Annotated in this window: 19 protein-coding genes and 2 tRNA genes; 7 read left to right on the plus strand and 14 right to left on the minus strand. The window is 70.3% G+C overall.

Annotated elements, in window-relative coordinates; all coding sequences use genetic code 11:
• Nucleotides 1–201 precede the first annotated feature (201 nt).
• The 4 genes from ndk to OG599_RS11110 all read right to left on the minus strand — a co-directional run bounded on the left by ndk (nt 202) and on the right by OG599_RS11110 (nt 5,445).
• Nucleotides 202–615: a nucleoside-diphosphate kinase gene (gene ndk / locus OG599_RS11095; RefSeq protein WP_266704304.1), complete on the minus strand. Its 414-nt coding sequence runs from the start codon at nt 613–615 to the stop codon at nt 202–204.
• A gap of 137 nt (nt 616–752) precedes the next feature.
• The gene (locus OG599_RS11100; protein ID WP_327175813.1) at nt 753–1,115 is read right to left on the minus strand and encodes a DUF4233 domain-containing protein; all 363 of its coding nucleotides are present in this window, start codon (nt 1,113–1,115) and stop codon (nt 753–755) included.
• Between the two features lie 6 nt (nt 1,116–1,121).
• The gene (gene folC, locus OG599_RS11105) at nt 1,122–2,654 is read right to left on the minus strand and encodes a bifunctional tetrahydrofolate synthase/dihydrofolate synthase (protein ID WP_327175814.1); all 1,533 of its coding nucleotides are present in this window, start codon (nt 2,652–2,654) and stop codon (nt 1,122–1,124) included.
• Nucleotides 2,655–2,823: 169 nt separating this feature from the next.
• A complete protein-coding gene (locus OG599_RS11110; RefSeq protein WP_327175815.1) occupies nt 2,824–5,445 on the minus strand; it encodes a valine--tRNA ligase in 2,622 nt (873 codons plus the stop codon).
• A 136-nt stretch (nt 5,446–5,581) separates the two neighbouring features.
• Between OG599_RS11110 and OG599_RS11115 the strand changes: the two genes are divergently transcribed.
• Complete coding sequence (locus tag OG599_RS11115) at nt 5,582–6,643, plus strand: hypothetical protein (RefSeq protein WP_327175816.1); 1,062 nt, start codon at nt 5,582–5,584, stop codon at nt 6,641–6,643.
• Nucleotides 6,644–6,775: 132 nt separating this feature from the next.
• Here OG599_RS11115 and clpX read toward each other — a convergent pair whose 3' ends face one another.
• From clpX to OG599_RS11140, 5 genes are all read right to left on the minus strand, one after another.
• Entirely contained in the window at nt 6,776–8,074 is a 1,299-nt protein-coding gene (clpX, locus tag OG599_RS11120; protein WP_327175817.1) for an ATP-dependent Clp protease ATP-binding subunit ClpX, read from the minus strand.
• Nucleotides 8,075–8,231: 157 nt separating this feature from the next.
• On the minus strand, nt 8,232–8,915 hold the full coding sequence (locus tag OG599_RS11125) for an ATP-dependent Clp protease proteolytic subunit (RefSeq protein ID WP_327175818.1): 684 nt from the start codon (nt 8,913–8,915) through the stop codon (nt 8,232–8,234).
• A gap of 91 nt (nt 8,916–9,006) precedes the next feature.
• Complete coding sequence (locus tag OG599_RS11130; RefSeq protein WP_327179998.1) at nt 9,007–9,612, minus strand: ATP-dependent Clp protease proteolytic subunit; 606 nt, start codon at nt 9,610–9,612, stop codon at nt 9,007–9,009.
• Nucleotides 9,613–10,010: 398 nt separating this feature from the next.
• Nucleotides 10,011–11,390, minus strand: a complete 1,380-nt coding sequence (gene tig, locus OG599_RS11135; protein ID WP_327175819.1) for a trigger factor — start codon at nt 11,388–11,390, stop codon at nt 10,011–10,013.
• A 148-nt stretch (nt 11,391–11,538) separates the two neighbouring features.
• Nucleotides 11,539–11,615 (minus strand) — tRNA-Pro (locus OG599_RS11140).
• A gap of 398 nt (nt 11,616–12,013) precedes the next feature.
• On the opposite strand from OG599_RS11140, the gene OG599_RS11145 reads away from it, so the two are divergent.
• A tRNA-Gly gene (locus OG599_RS11145) sits at nt 12,014–12,087 on the plus strand.
• A gap of 200 nt (nt 12,088–12,287) precedes the next feature.
• Here the strand turns inward: OG599_RS11145 and OG599_RS11150 are convergent.
• Nucleotides 12,288–12,482, minus strand: coding sequence for a hypothetical protein (locus tag OG599_RS11150; RefSeq protein WP_327175820.1), 195 nt, complete (start codon nt 12,480–12,482; stop codon nt 12,288–12,290).
• Between the two features lie 525 nt (nt 12,483–13,007).
• Here OG599_RS11150 and OG599_RS11155 point away from each other — a divergent pair.
• Nucleotides 13,008–14,177 carry an acyltransferase family protein gene (locus tag OG599_RS11155; protein WP_327175821.1) on the plus strand — a complete coding sequence of 390 codons (1,170 nt, stop codon included), beginning with the start codon at nt 13,008–13,010 and terminating at the stop codon, nt 14,175–14,177.
• A gap of 587 nt (nt 14,178–14,764) precedes the next feature.
• On the opposite strand, the gene OG599_RS11160 is transcribed toward OG599_RS11155, so the two are convergent.
• The 3 genes from OG599_RS11160 to OG599_RS11170 form a co-directional block, all read right to left on the minus strand.
• Complete coding sequence (locus OG599_RS11160; protein ID WP_327175822.1) at nt 14,765–15,907, minus strand: PP2C family protein-serine/threonine phosphatase; 1,143 nt, start codon at nt 15,905–15,907, stop codon at nt 14,765–14,767.
• 302 nt (nt 15,908–16,209) lie between these two features.
• Nucleotides 16,210–17,019 (minus strand): Fpg/Nei family DNA glycosylase, encoded by an 810-nt coding sequence (locus tag OG599_RS11165; protein ID WP_327175823.1) that lies wholly within the window; start codon nt 17,017–17,019, stop codon nt 16,210–16,212.
• Between the two features lie 226 nt (nt 17,020–17,245).
• The gene (locus tag OG599_RS11170; RefSeq protein ID WP_327175824.1) at nt 17,246–17,734 is read right to left on the minus strand and encodes a ribose-5-phosphate isomerase; all 489 of its coding nucleotides are present in this window, start codon (nt 17,732–17,734) and stop codon (nt 17,246–17,248) included.
• Nucleotides 17,735–17,880: 146 nt separating this feature from the next.
• Between OG599_RS11170 and OG599_RS11175 the strand changes: the two genes are divergently transcribed.
• A complete protein-coding gene (locus OG599_RS11175; RefSeq protein ID WP_327175825.1) occupies nt 17,881–19,350 on the plus strand; it encodes an amino acid permease in 1,470 nt (489 codons plus the stop codon).
• Nucleotides 19,351–19,489: 139 nt separating this feature from the next.
• On the opposite strand, the gene OG599_RS11180 is transcribed toward OG599_RS11175, so the two are convergent.
• Nucleotides 19,490–20,083: a biotin transporter BioY gene (locus OG599_RS11180; RefSeq protein ID WP_327175826.1), complete on the minus strand. Its 594-nt coding sequence runs from the start codon at nt 20,081–20,083 to the stop codon at nt 19,490–19,492.
• 289 nt (nt 20,084–20,372) lie between these two features.
• On the opposite strand from OG599_RS11180, the gene OG599_RS11185 reads away from it, so the two are divergent.
• The 3 genes from OG599_RS11185 (at nt 20,373) to OG599_RS11195 (ending at nt 24,366) form a co-directional block, all read left to right on the plus strand.
• Nucleotides 20,373–21,797, plus strand: a complete 1,425-nt coding sequence (locus tag OG599_RS11185) for an amino acid permease (RefSeq protein ID WP_327175827.1) — start codon at nt 20,373–20,375, stop codon at nt 21,795–21,797.
• A 214-nt stretch (nt 21,798–22,011) separates the two neighbouring features.
• Nucleotides 22,012–23,469, plus strand: a complete 1,458-nt coding sequence (locus OG599_RS11190) for an amino acid permease (RefSeq protein WP_327175828.1) — start codon at nt 22,012–22,014, stop codon at nt 23,467–23,469.
• Between the two features lie 255 nt (nt 23,470–23,724).
• Nucleotides 23,725–24,366 (plus strand): superoxide dismutase, encoded by a 642-nt coding sequence (locus OG599_RS11195; protein ID WP_327175829.1) that lies wholly within the window; start codon nt 23,725–23,727, stop codon nt 24,364–24,366.
• Nucleotides 24,367–24,448 lie beyond the last annotated feature (82 nt).

The following is a 24,448-nucleotide window of genomic DNA, read 5'->3' on the forward strand; positions in this document are numbered from 1 at the left end:
TGTGGAAGCTTCCATCGTAGTGCCGTGTGCACGTACGCAGCGCGAGGGTCATTCGCCTTACCGGGTGGAACGACTACCCGTCCCACCCATGGTGACGTTACGTCGGTGGGATGCGTTCCCGCGATCGGTGTACGTATACCGAAGGGCGACCGAATTACTTCGGTCGCCCCGGGTCACCAGCGCTGTTTGGCCGATCAACCGTCAGGACAGACCCGGAAAGAAAAGCTTCAGTTCCCGCTCCGCGGACTCCTCGGAGTCCGAGGCGTGGATGAGGTTCTCCCGGGTGATCGTCCCGAAGTCGCCGCGGACGGAGCCGGGCGCGGCGGCGATCGGGTCGGTCGGGCCGGCCAGGGCGCGGACGCCCTCGATGACCCGCTCGCCCTCGGCGACCAGCGCCACGACGGGGCCGGAGGCCATGAACTCCACGAGCGGCTCGTAGAACGGACGGCCCTTGTGCTCGCCGTAGTGGGCTTCCAGCGTGTCCCCGTCGAGCGTACGCATCTCCAGGGCGGTGATCCGCCAGCCGGCCTTGCGCTCGATGCGGCCGACGATCTCACCGATCAGCCCACGCCGGACCGCGTCCGGCTTGAGGAGAACGAGGGTGCGCTGGGTCATGTCGTGCGGCTCCTTGAGGGTGGCGGGGTGCGGGAGAGCGAGATTACAGGGGCAGGCCCGAGCCCCGACGGGTGGGGGTTACGCAGCGTCAAGCTCGGGGGTGAGCGCAGGGTCGACCGACGGGGGTGGGCGAAGGGTCAGCCGGCGGCCGGGGCGGCGTCCGCCTCGGTCTCCATGGCCGCCCAGCGGGCCTTCGCCTCGTCGATCTTCCGGCCGTAGTGCACCGACGCCCACCACAGGGCGGCGAAGGCGACGCCGAGGAAGTACATCACCGGGACGAAGAAGCCGCTCACCACGAGGGCGATCTGGAGCGCCCAGCCCAGCGCGACACCACCGGGGCGGCCGAGCATGCCGCAGAGCAGCACGGAGAGCAGCATGCCGATGCCGCACACGGTCCAGACGGTCGCCGCGGTCAGGTCGTCGGACTTCATCGCGACGAGCCCGGCGAAGCCGATCACGAAGAACTCGCCGATCAGCGTCGACGCGCAGAGGGTACGCACAGGGCGTCAGCCCCTTCCCAGGAGCAGCCGGGCCTCGCCGACCGTGATCACGGAACCGGTCACCAGCACGCCGGCGCCCGCGTATTCGTCTTCTTCCTCGGCGAGGGTGATCGCCGCCTCCAGCGCGTCGTCGAGCCGGGGCTCCACCTGCACGCGGTCGTCGCCGAACACCTCGACCGCGACGGCGGCCAGGGTGTCGGCGTCCATCGCGCGGGCGCTGGAGTTCTGGGTGACGACGATCTCGGCGAAGATCGGCTCGAAGGCTTCGAGGAGCCCGCGCACGTCCTTGTCGTCGCTGGCGCCGACCACCCCGATGAGCCGGGAGAAGCTGAAGGCCTCGGAGATGCCCTCGGCGGTGGCGGCGGCGCCGGCCGGGTTGTGGGCGGCGTCCAGGACGACGGTCGGGCTGGAGCGGACCACCTCCAGGCGGCCCGGCGAGCGGACCGAGGCGAAGGCGGTGCGGATCGCGTCGATGTCGAGCGAGCGGGTCTGTTCGCCGCCGATGCCGAAGAACGCCTCCACCGCGGCGAGCGCCACCGCCGCGTTGTGCGCCTGGTGGGCGCCGTACAGCGGAAGGAAGATGTCGGTGTACTCGGAGCCCGCGCCGCCGAGTCCGCGCAGCGTCAGCAGCTGGCCGCCGACCGCGATCTCGCGGGAGACGACGCCGAACTCCATGCCCTCGCGGGCCACCGTCGCGTCGACCTCGACGGCCTTCTTCAGCATCACCTGCGCGGCGTCCACCGGCTGCTGGGCGAGCACGACCGTCGCGCCCTGCTTGATGATCCCGGACTTCTCCCCGGCGATCTCGGCGGGCGTGTTGCCGAGCCGGTCGGTGTGGTCGAGCGAGATCGGGGTGACGACGGCCACCCCGGCGTCGATCACGTTGGTGGCGTCCCAGGTGCCGCCCATGCCGACCTCGACCACGGCGACGTCGACCGGCGCGTCGGCGAAGGCCGCGTACGCCATGCCCGTCAGCACCTCGAAGAAGGAGAGGCGGTACGGCTGCTGGGCGTCGACCATCTCGACGTACGGCTTGATGTCCTGGTACGTCTCCACGAACCGCTCGGGGGCGATCGGGGAGCCGTCCAGGCTGATCCGCTCGGTGATCGACTGGACGTGCGGCGAGGTGTAGCGGCCGGTGCGCAGGTCGAAGGCGTTGAACAGGGCCTCGATCATGCGGGCCGTGCTGGTCTTGCCGTTCGTCCCGGTGATGTGGATCGAGGGGTACGCGCGCTGCGGCTCGCCGAGCACGTCCATCAGGGCGGCGATCCGGGTGACGGAGGGTTCGAGCTTGGTCTCACCCCAGCGCCCGGCCAGCTCCTGCTCCACGGCGCGCAGCGCCTGGGCGGTCTCGGGGTCCTCGGGCGTGGCCGGGGGCGCGTCGGACACGGGCGGCCCGGACTGGGTGCGCAGGGTGCGGCTCCCGGCCTCGATCACCGCCAGGTCGGGGTCGCGCTGGGTTGCTTCGTCCACGATCTCCGAGAAGGTGTCGTCGGACTCTGACGCGTCGTGCCGGTCTGAAGGGCGGGGCTCACTCACGGGGCCCAGTCTACGGATCGCCGCGGACATCGCGCGCAGCGCCCGCACCGGGGGCCGGAGGGCTGGTGTACGGCGGTGTCCGGCGAGGTGGTGTCCGGCGGATCGAGGTCGGACACGGCCGAGGCCCCCGCGCCCCGGTCGTGGGGGTGCGGGGGCCTCGGCCGGGAGATCAGCCCTGCGGCAGGTTCGCCAGCTGGGCGGTGATGCGCTCGATGTCGGCGTTCGCCTTGGCGAGCCGGGTGTGGATCTTCTCGACCACGTTGTCCGGCGCCTTGGCGAGGAAGGCCTCGTTGCCGAGCTTGGCGTTGGCCTGCGTCTTCTCCTTCTCGGCGGCGCCCAAGTCCTTCGTGAGGCGCTTGCGCTCGGCCACGACGTCGATGGTCCCGGAGAGGTCGAGGGCGACCTGCGCACCGGCCACCGGCAGGGTGGCGGTGGCGTTGAAGCCCTCCTCCGCCGGCTGGAGGCGGAGCAGCTGGCGGATGGCCGCCTCGTGCGGGGCCAGCGCCGTGCCGGTCAGGGTCAGCCGGGCCGGGACCTTCTGGCCGGGGTTGACGCCCTGGTCTCCCTTGAAGCGGCGGACCTCGGTGACGACCTGCTGGACCAGCGCGATCTCGGCCTCGGCCGCCTGGTCGCGGAAGCCGGAGTCCTTCGGCCAGTCGGCGACGACGAGGGACTCGCCACCGGTGAGGGTGGTCCAGAGCGTCTCGGTGACGAACGGCACGATCGGGTGGAGCAGTCGCAGCGTCACGTCGAGGACCTCGCCGAGGACCCGGCCGGAGACCTTGGCCTGCTCGCCGCCCGCGAAGAACGTGGTCTTCGACAGCTCGACGTACCAGTCGAAGACCTCGTCCCACGCGAAGTGGTAGAGGGCGTCGGAGACCTTGGCGAACTCGTAGTCCTCGTAGAACCGGTCGACTTCCGCGACGGTCTTGTTGAGGCGGGAGAGGATCCAGCGGTCGGTGGCCGTCATGGTGGCGGCGTCCGGCAGCGGGCCGTCGACCGTCGCGCCGTTCATCAGGGCGAAGCGGGTGGCGTTCCAGATCTTGTTGGCGAAGTTGCGGGACGCCTTGACCCAGTCCTCGCCGATCGGCACGTCGGCGCCGGGGTTGGCGCCGTTGGCCAGGGTGAAGCGGACGGCGTCGGAGCCGTAGGCGTCCATCCAGGTCAGCGGGTCGACCGCGTTCGGGTTCGACTTCGACATCTTCTTGCCGAACTCGTCACGGACCAGACCGGTGAGGGCGACGGTCTTGAACGGGATCTCGCCGTCCATGGCGTAGAGGCCGAACATCATCATCCGGACGACCCAGAAGAAGATGATGTCGTGGCCGGTGAGCAGGACGTCGGTCGAGTAGAACTTCTCCAGGTCCGGGGTCTCCTCCGGCCAGCCGAGCGTGGAGAACGGCCACAGGCCGGAGGAGAACCAGGTGTCGAGGACGTCCTCGTCCTGCGTCCAGCCCTCGCCGGTGGGCGCCTCGTCGTCGGGGCCGACGCAGACGACCTGGCCCTCGGGGCCGTACCAGACGGGGATGCGGTGGCCCCACCAGAGCTGGCGCGAGATGCACCAGTCGTTGAGGTTGTCGACCCAGTCGAAGTACCGCTTCTCCATCTCCTTGGGGTGCAGCGTGACCCGGTCGTCGCGGACCGCGTCGCCGGCGGCCTTGGCGAGCGTCTCGACCTTGACCCACCACTGGAGGGAGAGCCGCGGCTCGATGGTCGTCTTGCACCGCGAGCAGTGGCCCACGGAGTGGACGTACGGGCGCTTCTCGGCGACGACGCGGCCCTGCTCGCGCAGGGCCGCGACGATGGCGGAGCGCGCCTCGAAGCGGTCGAGTCCCTGGAAGGGGCCGGGCACGGTGATGACGCCGCGCTCGTCCATGACCGTGAGCGACTCCAGGCCGTGGCGCTGGCCGATGGCGAAGTCGTTCGGGTCGTGCGCCGGGGTCACCTTGACCGCGCCGGTGCCGAACTCGGGGTCGACGTGGGTGTCCGCGACGACCGGGATGGTGCGGTCGGTGAGCGGGAGCTTGATGTGCTTGCCGATGAGGTGGGCGTACCGCTCGTCCTCGGGGTGGACGGCGACGGCGGTGTCGCCGAGCATCGTCTCGACCCGGGTGGTCGCCACGACCAGGGTCTCGTCGCCCTCGCCGTACTGCAGGGAGACGAGCTCGCCGTCGTCGTCCTGGTAGTCGACCTCGATGTCCGAGATCGCGGTCAGACAGCGCGGGCACCAGTTGATGATGCGCTCGGCGCGGTAGATCAGCTCGTCGTCGTAGAGCCGCTTGAAGATCGTCTGGACGGCGCGGGAGAGGCCCTCGTCCATGGTGAACCGCTCGCGCGACCAGTCGAGACCGGCGCCCAGGCGACGGAGCTGGCCGAGGATGCGGCCGCCGTACTCTTCCTTCCACTGCCAGACACGCTCGGTGAACGCCTCACGGCCGATGTCGTGGCGGGACTTGCCCTCTTCGCCGAGCTGCTGCTCGACCTTGTTCTGGGTGGCGATGCCGGCGTGGTCCATGCCGGGCAGCCAGAGGGTCTCGAAGCCCTGCATCCGCTTGCGCCGGGTCAGCGCGTCCATCAGCGTGACCTGGAAGGCGTGGCCGAGGTGGAGGGCGCCGGTGACGTTCGGCGGCGGGATGACGATGGTGTACGGCGGCTTCTCGCTGGACGCGTCCGCCGTGAAGTAACCGCGCTCCACCCAGCGCTCGTACAGCGGCCCCTCTACCTCGGCCGGCGCGTACTGGGTCGGCAGTTCGGGGTTGCTGGCGGGCGTATGCGTTGCGTTCTCGGTCACGGAGACAGTTTAGGGCTGTCACAGTCGTGCCCCGAAACCGGTTTGTTCCGTAACGGTGTGCCCTCGGGCGCCCAACTCCGGAGCCGCTTCCGCCAGGATGTTCGAAACGCATAAGCATTCTGGAGGGGACAGCGTCATGAGCAACGACCAGCCGGGACCGTACGGCGGCCCGCCGCCGCAGGGCCAGCCCGGACCCTACGGCCAGCAGCCCGGACCGTACGGTCAGCAGCCGGGCCCGTACGGCCAGCCGCCGCAGGGCGGACAGCCCGGCTACGGCTACCCCCAGCAGGCCCCCCAGGGTGTCCCGCCGCAGCAGCCCCCGGCCCCGCCGGCGCAGGGCTACGGCTACCCCCAGGGCCAGCAGCCCGGACCGTACGCCCAGCAGCCCGGACCGTACGGGCAGCAGCCGCCCACTCCCCCGTACGGGCAGCAGCCGCCCACGCCCCCGCACGGCGGCCAGCCGGGCTTCCCGGGGCAGCCGGGCGTACCCCTGTTCGAGCAGCCCAAGAAGAAGCGGACCGGCCTGATCGTGACGGCCGTCGTCGTGGTGCTGGCGGTCGTCGCGGGCGGGGCGTATCTGCTGACCTCGGGGTCGAACAGCGATGTCGCGGACTCCACCAAGGGGTACAAGATCACGCCGCCGGCCTCGGTGGACGACTACAAGCAGGACACCACGGACGCGAAGCCCGGCGCCCCGATGACCGGCAAGGACAAGACCGACGCCGAGGCCATCGGGATCAAGAACCCCAGCCAGGTCAGCACCACGTACGTGAGCGGTGACCTGGAGAAGAACCCGCTCACCACGAAGATGCTCCTCCTGGAGGGGAGCTGGGGCGAGATCGCCGATCCCGCGAAGGTCATCGACGCGTCGTTCGCGAGCGCCGCGAAGAAGGCGGAGCTCGGCGACTCCAACGGGGGGGCGCTGGTCGGAAGTCCCGAGGACGTCAAGCCGGCCGGTTTCAAGGGCGCTCTGATGAAGTGCCAGAACGCCAAGATGATCAACGACAAGGCCGACGGCACCGCCGCGAACGGCCCCAAGGAAATGATCATTCCGGTCTGCGTCTGGGCCGACTACAGCACCGTGGGCATCGTGATCGGCTTCGACATCGGCGGCGCCATGACCAACAAGCCGATGAGCCGGGACGAGACGGCGGCCCTCGCGGCGAAGCTCTACAACACCGGGCGCACCAAGATCTGATCAGCGCGGAGAGTTCCGTCCCGCCCGGAGGGGTCCGGTCGGCGCCGGAGGGATCGGCTCGGTACGACGCCCGAGGGGCCCGCTCGCACGGTCGGTGCGGACGGGCCCCTCGGGCGTTGCTGCGAGCGGGAGTTACGCGGACTTCTCGTGTCGGCCGCCGTCGTTCTTGCCGATCGCGCGCGGCTCGCGCGGGACCAGCGTGGGGTTCACGTTGTTGCGGACCACGTCCGGGGTGATGACCACGCGGGCCACGTCCTTGCGGGACGGGACCTCGTACATCACGGACTGGAGGACTTCCTCCATGATGGCGCGCAGGCCGCGGGCGCCGGTCTGCCGCAGGATCGCCTGGTCGGCGATGGCCTCCAGCGCCTCGCGCTCGAAGTCCAGCTCCACACCGTCGAGTTCGAAGAGCCGCTGGTACTGCTTCACCAGGGCGTTGCGCGGCTCGATGAGGATCTGGAGGAGCGCCTCGCGGTCCAGGTTGTGGACCGAGGTGAGGACGGGGAGGCGGCCGATGAACTCGGGGATCATGCCGAACTTGACCAGGTCCTCCGGCATGACCTCCTGGAACTGGTCGCTCGCCTGGATCTCCAGCTTGGACCGGATCGTCGCGCCGAAGCCGATGCCCTTGGCGCCGGACCGGGACTCGATGATCTTCTCCAGTCCGGAGAAGGCGCCGCCCACGATGAACAGGACGTTCGTCGTGTCGATCTGGATGAACTCCTGGTGCGGGTGCTTGCGGCCGCCCTGCGGCGGCACGGAGGCGGTGGTGCCCTCCAGGATCTTCAGCAGCGCCTGCTGCACGCCTTCGCCCGAGACGTCGCGCGTGATCGACGGGTTCTCGCTCTTGCGGGCGACCTTGTCGATCTCGTCGATGTAGATGATCCCGGTCTCGGCCTTCTTGACGTCGTAGTCGGCCGCCTGGATCAGCTTGAGCAGGATGTTCTCGACGTCCTCGCCGACATAGCCGGCCTCCGTCAGCGCCGTCGCGTCGGCGATGGCGAACGGGACGTTGAGCATGCGGGCCAGTGTCTGCGCCAGCAGTGTCTTGCCGGAGCCCGTGGGGCCCAGCAGGAGGATGTTCGACTTGGCCAGCTCGATCGCGTCGTCGCGACCCGAGCCGCCGCCGTTCTCCCCGGCCTGGACCCGCTTGTAGTGGTTGTACACCGCGACGGAGAGGGCCTTCTTCGCGGGCTCCTGCCCGACGACGTACCCCTCCAGGAACTCGTAGATCTCGCGCGGCTTGGGAAGTTCTTCCCAGCGCACTTCCGAGGTCTCGGCGAGTTCCTCCTCGATGATCTCGTTGCAGAGATCGATGCACTCGTCGCAGATGTACACACCGGGTCCCGCGATGAGCTTCTTCACCTGCTTCTGGCTCTTTCCGCAGAACGAGCACTTGAGCAGGTCGCCGCCATCACCGATGCGTGCCACGAGGTGCTTCCCCTTCGCCTGGGAGACGCCTGGTTCAGCGACTCCTGGTGCCTCTCTTCGACGGTACCTTGCCTGGCCCCCCGTTCGGGCCCCCCTTGGCACGGTTCACACGGCCAAAGGCCGGTCGTATGTGCGTGCCAAGGGGAAAAGACCGACGTCAGACCTGGGCTCCGGCCGAGGTCTTACGGGTGGAGACGATCTGGTCCACCAGACCGTACGCCAGAGCCTCCTCGGCGGTAAGGATCTTGTCGCGCTCGATGTCCTCGCTGATCTTCTCCAGCGGGGTCGTCGAGTGCTTGGCCAGCATCTGCTCCAGCTGGGTGCGCATGCGCAGGATCTCGTTGGCGGCGATCTCCAGGTCGGAGAGCTGCTCACGGCCGGTCTGCGAGGACGGCTGGTGGATGAGCACCCGGGCGTGCGGGAGCGCCATGCGCTTGCCGGGGGTGCCGGCGGCCAGCAGGACGGCGGCGGCGGAGGCCGCCTGGCCCATGCAGACCGTCTGGATGTCCGGCTTCACGAACTGCATCGTGTCGTAGATCGCGGTGAGCGCGGTGAACGAGCCGCCGGGGCTGTTGATGTAGATCGAGATGTCGCGGTCCGGGTCCATCGACTCCAGGCACATCAGCTGCGCCATGACGTCGTTGGCCGAGGCGTCGTCGATCTGCACGCCGAGGAAGATGATGCGCTCCTCGAAGAGCTTCGCGTACGGGTCGTACTCGCGCACGCCCTGCGAGGTGCGCTCCACGAAGCGCGGCACGATGTAGCGGTTGTCCACCTGCGGGCCGGTGTAGAGGCCGCTCGCGGAGGCGCCGGGGAAGTTGTTCATGTGGGTGTTCACCATCCTGGTGGCGTTCTGTGGGCTGGTTTCTCGGCGCACGTTCTTGGCGTACGAGAGGTGTGTGCGGAAGCGGGGCCGTCCGGGGTGAGCCGGATCAGGCGCCGGTGCCGCCGCCGCCCGGGATGCCCGACGCGAACGTGATGATCTCGTCGATGAGGCCGTAATCCTTGGCCTCCTCCGCGGTGTACCAGCGGTCGCGGTCGCCGTCGCGGATGATCGTCTCCACGGTCTGGCCGGAGTGGTGGGCGGTGATCTCCGCCATCCGCGTCTTGGTGCGGAGCAGGTACTCGGCCTGGATCTTGATGTCCGAGGCGGTACCGCCGATGCCGGCCGAACCCTGGTGCATGAGGATGTCGGTGTTGGGGAGCGCGAAGCGCTTGCCCGCGGCGCCGCCGGTGAGCAGGAACTGGCCCATCGAGGCCGCCATGCCCATGCCGATGGTGACGACGTCGTTCGGGATGTACTGCATGGTGTCGTAGACGGCCATGCCGGCCGTCACGGAGCCACCGGGGCTGTTGATGTAGAGGTAGATGTCCTTGTCCGGGTCGGCGGCAAGGAGCAGCAGCTGTGCGGTGATCTTGTTGGCGATGTCATCGTCGACCTGCTGACCGAGGAAGATGATGCGCTCGCCGAGCAGTCGGCTGTAGACCTGGTCGCCGAGGCCACCACCGAGGGACGGCTCTCCGGCGGCGTAGGGCATCAGATTCGTCACGTATCCACCTGCTCGTCTCTGACGGCTCCGGCCGTCTCAGCGTCTTCGTACAGGGCGGGCCGGGACTACCCGACCCTTCCTCTTCATGGACCCTAACGCGCAGGTGGAACAAGACCATCCCGCTTCCACAACTGTTCGCTGGGAGCGCAAGGTACGCAGTGCGCACAAGGGTTCTGAGGGTTCGTCGCGGATGCGCCGGAGCGGCCCGGGGACCCCCGCCCGGGAGCCTACGGGCCCCCGGGCCGGGCGGTGCCGCCGGGGGGTGTGCGACGGCGCCCCGGGGGGCGTGCGTGCCGCCCCGTCGCCGTACCGGCCGCGGCGGGTACGGCGACGGGCCCCGGACGGCGTGATGCGTCCGGGGCCCGTCGTGCGGATCAGGGGGAGGCTCAGGCCTCCGTCTTCTCCTCGGCGGCGGCCTCGTCGGAGTCGGCGGTGGCGGCCTCGGCCGTCTCCTCCTCGTCCTCCAGGTCGACGACCTCACCGTTGGTGTCGGTGACCTTCGCGGCCTCGACGACCAGCGCGAGGGCCTTGCCGCGGGCGACCTCGCCGACGAGCATCGGCACCTGGCCACCCTCGACGACGGCCTGGGCGAACTGGTCGGGGCTCATGCCGGAGGAAGCAGCGCGCCGCATGAGGTGCTCGGTGAGCTCCTCCTGGTTGACGTTCAGCTTCTCCTTGTTGACGATCTCGTCCAGCAGGAACTGGGTCTTGATGCCCTTGACGGCCTGCTCCGAGGTCTCGGCCTCGAACTCCTCGACGGTCTTGCCCTGGATCTCCAGGAACTTCGCCAGGTCGAGACCCATCTGGCCGAGCTGGTGGTGCTCCAGGTTGTGCTTGCGGGTGTTGATCTCGTCCGCGAGCAGCTTCTCCGGGATCGGGACCTCGGCGAGCTTCAGCAGCTCTTCGAGGACGCGCTCCTGGGCCTGGGTGGCCTGGTCGTACTGCTTGGTGTTCTCCAGGCGCTTGCGGCTGTCGGCGCGCAGCTCCTCCAGCGTGTCGAACTCGCTCGCCATCTGGGCGAACTCGTCGTCCAGCTCGGGCAGTTCGCGGGCGGCGACGGCGGTGACCTTGACGGTGACCTCCGCTTCCTTGCCCTCGGCCGAGCCGCCCTTCAGCTCGGAGGTGAAGGTGGCCTCGCCACCGGCCTCCAGGCCCTTGACGGCCTCGTCGATGCCCTCGAGGAGCTCGCCGGAACCGATGGTGTACGAGACACCGTCGGCCACGCCGTCCTCCAGGACCTCGCCGTCGACCTTGGCCTGCAGGTCGATCGTCACGACGTCGCCCTCGGCGGCGGCGCGCTCGACCGGGTTGGTGGAGGCGAAGCGCTCGCGGAGCTGCTCCACGGCCTTCTCGATGTCCTCGTCGGTGACTTCGAGGGCGTCCACGGTGACCTCGATGCCGGAGTAGTCCGGGATCTCGATCTCGGGGCGCACGTCCACCTCGGCGGTGAAGGAGAGCAGCTCGCCGTCCTTCAGCTCGGTGATGTCGACGTCGGGCTGGCCGAGAACGTTCAGCTCACCCTCGTTGACCGCCTCGGTGTAGAACTTCGGGAGGGCGTCGTTGACGGCCTCCTCCAGAACCGCACCGCGGCCGAACCGCTGGTCGATGACGCGGGCCGGGATCTTGCCCTTGCGGAAGCCCTTCACCGTGACCTGCTGGTTGATCTTCTTGTACGCCGCGTCGAGGCTGTCCTTGAGCTCCTCGAAGGGCACCTCGATGCTGAGCCGAACCCGGGTCGGGTTCAGGGTCTCCACGGCGCTCTTCACGGTTCGGTCTCCTTGGTGGCTGACTTCGGGGGGTCCCGCCCGCCGCCTGTCGGCGGCTTCGCGGATCGGCCCGGCTCATCAGACACACGGGCACGCAATTTGCATAGTAACGGCAAGGGGGAGGACTCCCCCAATGCGATCTTCCTGGTGGTCGGGGTGGCCGGATTCGAACCGACGACCTTCCGCTCCCAAAGCGGACGCGCTACCAAGCTGCGCCACACCCCGTCGGTGCGACACAGAGGGTACATGCAGAAAGGGCGCCCTCCCGCCGCTTTCCGGTGGCCCTGCGGCAGATGGCCCGCCCCGGGTACGGCAGGAGGCGGGGCGCGCGCCACTGAAGGGTGTTGCGAAAGTGGCGCCGTCCGCCCGGAGGGCGGGTCCGGCGGCGTCCGGTGCGTGCGATCGCAAGGCGGAGGGCCGCCCCGGTACTGGATGTCGGGGTGATCCCGACAACGCGGCGAGCGTGCGTGCCGGGCGTCGCCGGACACGCGGGACTTTCGCAACACGCTTCAGTCGGCCGGCCCCGTCCCGGTGCGCCCCCGGATACGGGTGTGCGGGCACCGGCTCCGACCCGCTACGATGCTCTTCGTACCCGGGGCCGCTCACGGCGCCGGTGCGCTTGTGCGGGCGTAGCTCAATGGTAGAGCCCTAGTCTTCCAAACTAGCTACGCGGGTTCGATTCCCGTCGCCCGCTCCATGACGAAGGCCCGGTGCCGCGTCCCGTGATTCCACGGACGTCGGACCGGGCCTTCGGCGTATCCGGGCCCTTGCCGCATCCGGGCCTTGCCGCACTAGGGGGGCGGTCCCCGTACGCGCTCGCGCCGCGCCGCCGGCCGTGGGGACGGCGGTCGGCGGCGCGGCGGTCTTCGAGCGCGGGACGAGCGGACCGCTCGCGGCTCAGAAGCTGATCTGGTTGATCGTGTCGGCTATGGAGTTCATGAACCTGTTGATGGCGGGCGCCATGCCCGTCGACGCGAGGAAGAACCCGAAGAGGATCGCGACGATCGCCGGCCCGGCCTTGATGGATCCGCCGCGGATCAGCACCACCAGGATGATCGCCAACATCAGCACCACAGACAGTGAAATGGCCACGACTGCTCACACCCTAGGTCGGTCCGCCTTGCCGGCCCGGGGGCGCGCTCCATCGCGCGCCCTCCGTTCACTCCATCGTGCCATCAACTCCCGTGGTGGCGCCGCCGGGTGACGGACCGACCTGGCTGATTCTCGCCATTTGTGCCGCCCGTACACCCGGGAGCCCCCGGCCGGACCCGGAGGCGAAATCCGCGCCCGGGCCGCGCGGGAGCGCCGTACGGCGGCCCCGGCCCGCCATGCCCCGCCGCGCACCGCCGGGAGATTCGGTTCCGGCGCCCCCGGCAAGAATTCACTTCCTCCCCACAGGCCACGCGCATTCCGTGGAGCCGGGAGACGGCAGGGAGCGGGAGTTGGGAAGAGTGCGGTAATTCACGCCTCTCAATTCTGGCCCGATTTGCCCGCTTTGGGCGGTGATTAGACCGGCATAGCGGACATAACTCAAGGGTTTTGGCGTCGAATTGGCGGGCAGGCGCGAGGCTTCCGACGCGCTTAACGAAAAGCGAAAGACAGGTCTAGGTTTTTCGAATGCTTCCTGCTCCGAGCCGTACACAGAGGGCCGCACTCCCGCCGGAGACCCTGGACCCGGAGCCCGGACAGAGATCCGCGGCGACCGCGACCGGAACGCTCCCGGCGACCGCGCCCGAGGCTCCCCCGGCGTCCTCGTCGGGGGCCGCTCCGGCGGGCAAGAAGCGCGATCCGTACTTCGACAACGCGAAGTATCTGGCCATCGTGCTCGTCGCCGTGGCGCACGCCTGGGAACCGTTGATGGGCGACAGCCGGGCGGCCCGCGCGCTGTACATGATCATCTATACGTTCCACATGCCGGCGTTCATCCTCGTCTCCGGCTACTTCTCCCGGTCCTTCGACGCGAGCCCGGCCCGGATGAAGCGGCTCGTCACCGGGGTCGTGGTCCCGTACGTGGTCTTCGAGACGGCCTATTCGCTGTTCAGGCGGTACGCGGGCGGCGAGCCGCACGCCCCGATCACCCTGCTCGACCCACTCTTCCTCACCTGGTTCCTGGCCGCCCTGCTCATCTGGCGGCTGACCACCCCGCTGTGGCGGACGCTCCGCCATCCGCTCCCCGTCGCCCTCGCCGTGGCCGCGCTCGCCTCGGTCTGCCCCGGCATCGGAGACGATCTGGACCTCCAGCGCGTCCTGCAGTTCCTGCCGTTCTTCGTCCTGGGCGTCATGGCCAGGCCCGAGCACTTCGCCTGGGTGCGCCGGCGCCAGGTGCGGCTGCTCTCGTTGCCGCTGTTCGCCGGGGCGCTGGGATTCGCGTACGTGGTGGCCCCGCACATGCAGCTCGGCTGGTTCTACCGCAGCGACAGCGCCCAGGAGCTGGGCGCGCCCTGGTGGTCCGGGGTGATGATGACGCTGCTGATGTTCGGCTGTGCCCTGCTGCTCACCGTCGGTTTCCTGTCCTGGGTGCCGTCCCGGACGACCTGGTTCACGGTGCTGGGCGGCGGGACCATCTGCGGATACCTCCTGCACGGCTTCCTGATCAGGGGCGCCGAGTACGCGGGGCTGATCGACGAGAACGCGTGGCTCTCCGGCCCCGTGGGGCTGGTCGTCGTCTCCGTGGTCGCGGCCGCGGCGGTGACGCTGCTGTGCACCCCGCCGGTCCGCAGGGTGATGCGGTTCGCCACCGAGCCGGACATGGGCTGGGCGTTCCGCCGGAGCCCCGCCACCCGCTGATCCGGCCGGGCCGTCCCCGGGAAAGACGAAGACCGGTGCCGCCGCCCCTCCGGGCGGGCGGCACCGGTCTTCGTCTTTCCCGGGCGGCAGGAGCCCCGGAGCCTCCGGGCCGCCGGGGCGGTCTCAGTTCGGGCCAGGGTTGGCCGAATTCATTCGGTCCAGAAGCGATTGATCGACATGGAGACCCGGAACTCCCCGCACATGCGCATATGTCCCTGCCCACACCTCCCGCACCTCCGTCCGGCCGGCCTCCGGCCGGATCGGCCGCCCGCCCACCCGCTCATGGGCGCCGCTCACCCCGAGGCGCGTTCGGCAACGTCCACAGAGGGGAATCCTTGACCTCTTCTTTGCCTTCCGTCTCGACTTGTCGATCTACCGAAGGATCGGGCTCATCGGACACGCCGACACGCTCATCGCCAGGGGAGGCGCTTTTCTGGCTTGGTTCGGCGTCGCCGAGGCCGTCGGCGCCTTCATGATCGGCCTGATGCCCGGCGGTACGAGCTCGGGCGAGCGCATCCGGAGACTGGTCCACCCGCTGCGGGACGCGTTCGGGCCGGCTCACCCCCGGCGGAAGGACAGCCGTCCGCTCAGCCCCGGCGGGAGAGCAGCAGCAGGGCGCGGTCGTCGTTGACGTCCTTCGCGCACGCCTCGATCAGGTGCCAGGCCGCGCCCTCGAAGCCGCTCGTGACGTACCGGTCGGCTTCGCCGGTCAGCCGGTCGATGCCGTCGGCGATGTCCCGGTCCGACGCCTCCACCAGGCCGTCGGTGAAGAGCATCAGCACGTCGCCGGAGGCCAGGGAGCCCTTGACCGCGTCGAACTCCGCTCCGTCGTAGACGCCGAGCAGCGGGCCCTCGGCGGCCTTCTCCTCCCACTGCCCGGTGGCGGCGTTGAGCTGGAGGGCGGGCGGGTGGCCCGCCGAGAGGATCTCGTAGTCGCCGGACTCCAGGTCCAGCACCAGGTGGATCGAGGTGGCGAACCCCTCGTCCCAGTCCTGGCGGAGCAGGTAGCCGTTGGCGGCGGGCAGGAAGCCGTGCGGGGGCAGCGAGCCGAGGAGGCCGCCGAAGGCGCCGGAGAGCAGCAGGGCGCGGGAGCCCGCGTCCATGCCCTTGCCGGAGACGTCGGTGAGGACGACCTCCAGCGTGCGTCCGCCGTGGGTGCGGGCCGCGACGACGAAGTCGCCCGAGAAGGACTGGCCTCCGGCGGGGCGCAGCGACATCTCGCAGTGCCAGCCCTTGGGCAGCCGGGGCAGCGCGCTCTGGACCCTGATGCGTTCGCGCAGGTCGAAGAGCATGGTGCCGCCGCGCCGCCAGGGCACTCCGACCCGGGCCCGGAACTGGGCGAGCACCAGCCCGAAGAAGCCGCAGGCGCCGACCACGAGGACGTTGCCGGGGGTGACGGTGACGTCCGCCGGGGACGTACCGAGAGTGAAGGACTCGACGATCAGGGCGCCGGCCGCCACCGCGTACAGGGTGAGCAGGCTGGAGGGGCGGAGCAGCAGGCCGCCGGCGACGATCGGCAGGACCAGGGCGGTGGGCGAGAACCATTCCGGGTTCCACACCGTGGCCACCGTGAGGGCCGGGATCGTCAGCAGCAGGCCCGCGAAGGCTATCCAGTCGGACCCGTCACCGCGGAAGTAGTCGACCCCGGACCGGCGCAGCGCGATGCGGGCCCGGTGGGCCGTTCGCCGCCACCGGGCCACGTGCGCGTTCACTCCGTCACGAGAGGCCATTGTCGGGACCTTATCGACCGAACGGCTTCCCGTGCAGGGGGACCCCGGTCGGCGGCGGTACGAAATAGGGTCGTCCCGCCGGCGGAGAGGCTGGTAGGCGTGGCGTACGCCCCCGGAACCGGGCGGGCCGGAGCACCCGGGGCGGGGTGCCGGACGCGGGTTTTCGGGAACATGCTTTCGACGGGGTGGATCGCGCGGACCGGGGTACGCGGAGCCCCCCGCGCGTCGCGGACCGGGGTACGCGGCGTCACCCGCGGACCGGGGTGCACGGCGCCACCGGCGTACGCCCGGCGCGGGCCCGGTCAGCGCTTCTGGCAGGTGGGGCACCAGAAGAGGTTGCGGGCCGCCAGTTCGGCGGTGCGGACGTCGGTGCCGCAGATGTGGCAGGGGCGGCGGTCGCGCCGGTAGACGTAGACCTCGCCGCCGTGGTCGTCGACGCGGGGCGGGCGGCCCATCGCTTCGGGCAGGTGCTCGGGGCGGACGGTGTCGATCCGGTTGTTCCGTACGCCCTCGCGCATCAGCAGGACGAGGTCGGTCCAGATCGCGTCCCATTCGGCGCGGGTGAGGTCCTTGCCGGGGCGGTACGGGTCGATGCCGTGGCGGAAGAGGACCTCGGCGCGGTAGACGTTGCCGACGCCGGAGACGACCTTCTGGTCCATCAGCAGGGCGGCGACGGTGATCCGGCTGCGGGAGATCCGCTGCCAGGCGCGGGTGCCGTCCTCGTCGGCGCGCAGCGGGTCCGGGCCGAGGCGCTCGTGTATCGCCTGTTTCTCGGGCTCGGTGACCAGGGCGCAGGTGGTGGGGCCGCGCAGATCGGCGTAGTGGCCGTCGCCCAGCAGCCGGAGGCGGACCGTGTCGGAGGGCGGCGGGGCCGGGACCGTACCGAAGCCGAGCTTCCCGAAGAGGCCGAGGTGGATGTGGACCCAGCCGGTGGCGCCGAAGCCGAGGAAGAGGTGCTTGCCGTGGGCGTCGACGGCGTCGAGCACCTGGCCGTCGAGGAGCGCCGCGCTGTCGGCGAACTTGCCCTGCGGGCTGCTGACCCGCACCGGCCGCCCGGCGAACCGCTCGCGGTGGTCGGCGGCGAGGCGGTGGATGGTGTGTCCCTCGGGCACGGGCGGCTTCTCCTGACGGGCGGAAACAGGCGGGAAACGAGCGGAAAGCGGGCGGGACTTCCCGTCGCGGGACGCGCGCGCACGACGGGCGGAAGGCCCCAAGGCCGGCGCGGGACGGGCGGAAGGCGGGCGCAGGACGGGTGCGGAAGGCGGCGGAAACGGAGGTGCCGCCAGGGCCTGGTGGCCTGGCGGCACGGTGGGTGGTCGGCGGGTGCAGCCCTGGGGATCAGCCCTGCTGCGGGTGGTGGGCGGGGATCGGCGGGAGCGCGCCGGTCTCCTCGTACGCCTCGAGCATCTCGATGCGCCGGGAGTGGCGCTCCTCGTTGGAGTACGGCGTGTTCAGGAAGATCTCGACGAACTTGGTGGACTCCTCCTGGGAGTGCATCCGGCCGCCGATGGCCACCACGTTGGCGTTGTTGTGCTCGCGGCCGAGGGCGGCGGTCTGCTCGCTCCAGGCCAGCGCCGCACGGACGCCCTTGACCTTGTTGGCGGCGATCTGCTCGCCGTTGCCGGAGCCGCCGATCACGATGCCGAGGCTGTCCGGGTCCGCGGCCGTCTTCTCGGCGGCGCGGAGGCAGAACGGCGGGTAGTCGTCCTGGGCGTCATAGATGTGGGGTCCACAGTCCACGGCCTCGTGGCCGTGGGCCGTCAGCCACTCGACGAGGTGGTTCTTGAGTTCGTAGCCGGCATGGTCCGATCCGAGGTACACGCGCATGCCGGAAAGTGTGGCACGAGCGCGACAGGGTAGCCGTCAGCGGGGTCGGAGCCCTTCGCGGGGTGGCGGCCGGATCGTCACCGGAACCGCCGCGGAGGCAGGGGCGGTTCCTCACGGTCCGCCCGGACCACGTGAGGAGTCCATCCATGACGTCGGGGACCACGGTGAGGGAGCCGGGCGGCGAGCCGGAAGGTGCGGCGGCCGATGCCGGAGGTGCGGGTGGCCCGGGAGACTCCGGCGGCACGGGCGGCGAGCTGAAGGCCGGGCTCAAGAACCGGCACCTTTCGATGATCGCCATCGGCGGGGTGATCGGCGCGGGCCTCTTCGTGGGCTCCGGCGCGGGCATCGCCGCCGCCGGTCCGGCGATCCTCGTCTCGTACGCCCTGGTCGGCACCATGGTGGTGCTGGTGATGCGGATGCTCGGCGAGATGGCGGCCGCGCGGCCCAGCTCGGGGTCCTTCTCCGCCTACGCCGACCAGGCGCTCGGGCGCTGGGCGGGGTTCTCCATCGGCTGGCTGTACTGGTTCTTCTGGGTGGTCGTGCTCGCCGTGGAGGCCACGGCGGGGGCGGCGATCCTGGAGAGCTGGGTGCCGGCCGTACCGCAGTGGGGGTGGGCGCTGATCGTGATGACCGTGCTGACCGCCACGAACCTGATCTCGGTCGGCAGTTACGGCGAGTTCGAGTTCTGGTTCGCCGGAATCAAGGTCGTCGCCATCGGCGCCTTCGTGATCGTCGGGCTGCTCGCGGTCTTCGGGTTGCTGCCCGGTTCCGACAACGCGGGTTCCGGGTTCGCCCATCTCACCGACAGCGGCGGCTTCCTGCCGAAGGGGCCGGGGGCGATCCTGACCGGGGTGCTGATGGTGGTCTTCTCCTTCATGGGCAGCGAGATCGTCACGCTCGCCGCCGGTGAGTCCGCGGACCCCCGGCGCGCCGTGTCGAAGGCGACCAACAGCGTCATCTGGCGGATCGCGATCTTCTACCTGGGCTCGATCCTCGTGGTGCTGACGCTGCTGCCGTGGAACGACCCGTCGATCGTGGAGAAGGGCAGTTACGTCGCCGCGCTCGACTCCATCGGCATCCCGCACGCCGGGCAGGTGATGGACGTCATCGTGCTGACGGCCGTGCTCTCCTGCCTCAACTCCGGTCTCTACACGGCCTCCCGGATGGCCTACTCGCTCGGCGGCCGGGGCGACGCGCCCCGCGCCTTCACCCGGGTGAACAAGCGGGGCGTCCCGCAGGCGGCGATCCTCTCCTCGGTCGTCTTCGGTTTCGTGGCGGTCTTCTTCAACTACCAGTGGCCGGACACCGTCTTCGCCTTCCTGCTGAACTCCTCGGGGGCGGTGGCGCTCTTCGTCTGGCTGGTCATCTGCTTCACCCAGCTGCGGATGCGCCCCATGATCGAGCGCGAGTCGCCCGGGAAGCCGGTCGTGCGGATGTGGCTCTTCCCCTATCTGACCTGGGCGACGATCGCGATGATCTCGTTCGTCCTCGTCTACATGCTCACCGACGACGCGGGCCGCGAGCAGGTGCTGCTGTCGCTGCTGGTCGCGGCGGTGGTGGTCGCGGTGTCGCTGGTACGGGAACGGCGCGGGCGCCGGGTGACGGCGCGGGACTGACGCCGGTACGGGGGCGGCGCGGCGGCAAGGCGCCGACGAAGGACTGACCTCGTACGGGAACAGCGCGAAAGGCCCACCGGAACGCGTCCGGTGGGCCTTTCGGGGTGGTACGGAAAGGCGGGGGTGGTACGGGAAGGGTTCAGCCGCGGCGGCCGAGGAGCTTCCAGGAGGCGGGCAGCGCGCCCATCGCCAGCAGGGCCTTCACGGCGTCGCCGATGAGGAAGGGCGTCAGGCCGGCAGCGATGGCGGCGCTCGCCGACATGCCGGTGGAGAGGGCGAGGTAGGGGACGCCGACGGCGTAGGTGACGGCGGAGCCGACCACCATGGTGCCCGCGGTACGCAGCACGGAGCGGTCGCCGCCCCGGCGGGCGAGGGCGCCGACGACGGTCGCGGCGAGCAGCATGCCGAGGACGTAGCCGAAGGTGGCACCGCCCGCGCCGGAGGTGCCGCCGGAGAACCACGGCACACCCGCCATGCCGACGATCGCGTACAGCGCGAGCGAGAGGAAGCCGCGGCGGGCGCCCAGCGCGGTGCCGATGAGGAGCGCGGCGAAGGTCTGGCCCGTGACGGGGACCGGGGAGCCGGGGATCGGGACCGATATCTGCGCGGCGAGACCGGTGAGGGCCGCGCCGCCCATGACGAGGGCCGTGTCGACGGCGGCGCGGTGCCGGACCGCGGGCAGCAGGTCGGCGAGGACCACTCCGGTACGGACGGGGGCGGCAGCAGTGCTCATCGGGACTCCGCGGGTGAGGGTGGGGCGGGACGGACGGGAGGGCTGGAGCCGAAAAGGCGAGCCTGCGGCTGACGTTAGTCGAAGGGCCTGCCGTTGATCACCGTGTGTCGCCCACAAAGGGCCGGGCCGTGACTTGGTGAGGTTCACACAAAGACGCTGGGGCAACCACGCCTCGGCGTGAGCCTCATCACTCCGGCGCGTGCAGCGCAGATGCGTTCCTCGGGGCCGTCTCGCTCCGTGAGACGCTGTAGGTTCTCCACTAAATCGACTCAGAGCGGCCTCACCCCCCATGCGCGACGCACCACCGCCCCCCGCCCCCGCCGAGCCCCTCTCCCACGGGCTCAAGCAACGGCATCTGACGATGCTCGGTCTCGGCGGGGTGATCGGGGCGGGGCTGTTCGTCGGTTCGGGCGCCGGAATCGCGGTCGCGGGACCGGCCATCATCGTGTCGTACCTGATCGCGGGCGCCCTGGCGATGCTGGTGATGCGGATGCTCGGGGAGATGTCGGCGGCGATGCCCGCCTCGGGATCCTTCTCCGTGCACGCGGAACGCGCGCTGGGGCGCTGGGCCGGGTTCAGTGTGGGCTGGCTCTACTGGTTCCTGCTGGTGGTGGTGCTGGCCGTGGAGGCGACGGCGGCGGCGCAGATCGCGCACGGCTGGGTGCCGGCGGTCGAGCCGTGGGCGTGGGTGCTGCTCTTCATGGTGGTCTTCACCACGGCCAACCTCACCGCGGTGAAGAACTTCGGCGAGTTCGAGTTCTGGTTCGCCGCGCTGAAGGTCTGCGCGATCGTGGCCTTCCTGGTGCTCGGGACGCTCGCCGCCTTCGGGGTGCTGCCGGACACCGATCCGGTGGGCCTGACCAACCTCACGGGCCGGGGCGGGTTCCTGCCGAACGGCTGGAGCGGGGTGCTCTCCGGGGTACTGACGGTGGTCTTCGCCTTCGGCGGCCTGGAGGTCCTCACCATCGCCGCCGCCGAGACCGACGATCCGGCGCGCGCGGTGGGGCGGGCGGTGCGCAGCGCGGTGGTGCGCATCCTCTTCTTCTACGTCGGCTCGATGCTGGTGATCGTGACGGTGCTGCCGTGGACCGCGCAGCAGTCGGGGCTGAGCCCGTACGTGAAGGTGCTGGACTCGATCGGGGTGCCGTCCGCCGGGCAGATCATGAACGTCGTGATCTTCGTGGCGCTGCTCTCCGCGCTCAACGCGAACCTCTACGGCTCCTCGCGGATGATCTTCTCGCTGGCCGAGCGGGGCGAGGCGCCGCGCGGGCTGCTGAAGGTGTCGGGGGCGACGAGGAACGGCGGCGGGGTGCCGCGGCGGGCGGTGCTCGCCTCGGTGGCCTTCGGTTTCGTCTCCGTACTCCTCAATCTGGAGTGGCCGGACACCGTCTTCCTCTACCTGCTCAACTCGGTCGGGGCGGTGCTGCTGTTCGTCTGGGCGCTGATCGCCCTCTCCCAGCTGCGGCTGCGCCCGCGCCTCGACCGGGAGGCCGCGGCGCGGGGCCCGGAGCGGGGGCCGGTGCTGCGGATGTGGTGCTTCCCGTATCTGACCTGGCTGACGCTGGTGGCGCTGTTCGCGGTGCTCGTGCTGATGCTCGCCGACGACTCCGCGCGCGGGCAGGTGCTCTGGTCGGCGGGGGCGACGGCGCTGGTGCTGCTGGTCGCGTGGGTACGTGGGTCCAGGGCGCGGCGGGGCGCGTCGGCGGGGCACTGACCGGGCTCCACGACGGTCCGGCGGGGCGGCCGGGTGTGCGTGGTGTGCGAATCCGGTGACCGCATTGCGGACACCTCTGCCCGGTGGGCGGTCCATCCGGTCAGATTGAGGAGTCCCCCGGGCCGCCACCCCCAACCCAGGAAATCCCCTGGTCAGCGGCTCGACCACCCTCGCGGACCCGCCCTCGGGCCCGCCGACCGAACTGAGCTCGTCGATGCCCCGCACCCCCACCTCCTCCCCCGCCGCCGGTCCGCCGGCGCCCACCGGGTCCCCCACCCAGGCCGCCGTACCGCCCGACGCGCAGGCCGCCGCCCCGGACGGTTCCTCGCTCGGCAACGGCCTCCGGCAGCGCCATCTGTCGATGATCGCGCTCGGCGGGGTCATCGGCGCCGGGCTCTTCGTCGGCTCGGGCGCGGGCATCGCCTCGGCGGGCCCGTCGATCGTCGTCGCCTACGCGGTCTCCGGGCTGCTGGTCATGCTGGTGATGCGGATGCTCGGCGAGATGTCGGCCGCCAACCCGGCGTCCGGCTCCTTCTCCGTGCACGCCGAGCGGGCGCTCGGGCCGTGGGCCGGGTTCACCGCGGGCTGGTCGTTCTGGGTGCTGCTCTCGGTCGCGGTCGGGCTGGAGGGCATCGGCGCGGCGGACATCGTGACGGGCTGGCTGCCGGGTACCCCGCAGTGGATGTGGGTGGCGCTCTTCATGGCCGCGCTCCTGGGCACCAACCTGGCGGCGGTGCGCAACTTCGGCGAGTTCGAGTTCTGGTTCGCCGCGCTGAAGGTCGCCGCCATCTCGCTCTTCCTGATCCTCGGTGTGCTGGCGATCACCGGGGTGCTGCCCGACGTGGACGCCCCCGGCTCCGCCAACCTCAGCGGTGACGGCGGTTTCCTGCCGCACGGGGCGAACGGGTTCATCATCGGGCTGCTCGCCTCCGTCTTCGCGTACGGCGGGCTGGAGACGGTCACCATCGCGGCGGCCGAGTCGGAGAACCCGGTGCGCGGGGTCGCGAAGGCGGTCCGTACCGCGATGTGGCGGATCGCGCTCTTCTACGTCGGGTCGATGGCGGTCATCGTGGTGCTGGTGCCGTGGGACGACCCGAAGGTCGTGGAGAAGGGCCCGTACGTGGCGACCCTCGACCACCTGGGCATCCCGGCGGCCGGCCGGATCATGGACGTGGTGATCCTGGTGGCGCTGCTCTCGGCGATGAACGCCAACATCTACGGCGCCTCCCGGATGGCGGGTTCACTGGTGGCGCGCGGTCAGGGCCCGAAGGTGCTCGGCCGGATCTCGTCCGGGGTGCCGCGCAACGCGGTGCTGGCCTCCTCGGTCTTCGGCTTCCTCTGCGTGCTGCTGAGCTACTGGCGGCCCGACGACGTCTTCCCGTGGCTGCTCAACATGATCGGCGCGGTGATCCTGGTCGTCTGGATCTTCATCGCTCTCTCCCAGCTGGTCCTGCGCGGGCGCACCGAGCGCGAGGCGCCGGAGAAGCTGGTGGTGCGGATGTGGCTGTTCCCGGTGGCGACGGTGGGCGCACTGCTGGCGATGGCCGGAATCTTCGTGCTGATGCTCCGCCAGCCCGACACGCGCGACCAGCTGCTGGCCACCGGCGGGCTGACGGTGGTCCTGATCGTGGTCGGGCTGATCCGGCAGCGGCGGAGCGCGGCGGCGCGCTGACGACCGTACGTCCAGAAGGAGCGGCGGTCCGGGGATCCCCCGGGCCGCCGCTCCTTTTCCGTGTACGGACACGTCCGCACTGCGCACGGGCACGTCCCCTCTGCGTACGGGCGCTTCCTCTCCGCGTACGGGCGCTTCCTCTCCGCGTACGGGTCCTTCCGCCCGGCCCTCTCCCCCGCGTGATCTTCTTCCTGCTAGCCTGCACTTGCACATAGGTTGCAATAACAACTGCTGAGCATTTGAAGGGTCCCCACCATGGCCACCTACACGCTCCCGGAACTCCCGTACGACTACGCGGCGCTGGAACCGGTCATCAACCCGCAGATCATCGAGCTCCATCACGACAAGCACCACGCGGCGTACGTGAAGGGCGCGAACGACACCCTGGAGCAGCTGGAGGAGGCCCGGGACAAGGAGGCCTGGGGCGCGGTCAACGGGCTCCAGAAGAACCTCGCGTTCCACCTCTCGGGGCACATCCTGCACTCGATCTACTGGCACAACATGACCGGCGACGGCGGCGGCGAACCGCTCGCGGCGGACGGCGTCGGCGACCTCGCGGACGCGATCACCGCCTCCTTCGGCTCCTTCGCCGGCTTCAAGTCCCAGCTGACGAAGGCCGCCGCCACCACACAGGGATCGGGCTGGGGCGTGCTCGCGTACGAGCCGCTGAGCGGCCGGCTGATCGTCGAGCAGGTCTACGACCACCAGGGCAACGTCGGCCAGGGCTCCGTGCCGGTCCTCGTCTTCGACGCCTGGGAGCACGCCTTCTACCTCCAGTACAAGAACCAGAAGGTCGACTTCATCGAAGCGATGTGGCGGGTCGTCAACTGGCAGGACGTCGCGCAGCGGTACGCCGCCGCCAAGGCGCGCGAGAACGTGCTGCTGCTCGCCCCCTGAGCTCCGGCCCCCGAAGCGTCCTGCCTCGTGATCGTCTTCTCAACCCTCACCCGGCAGGCGGATGGACGAAGAGCCCCCGCGA

Origin of the sequence: Streptomyces sp. NBC_01335 (assembly GCF_035953295.1) — a bacterium.
GTDB lineage: Bacteria > Actinomycetota > Actinomycetes > Streptomycetales > Streptomycetaceae > Streptomyces.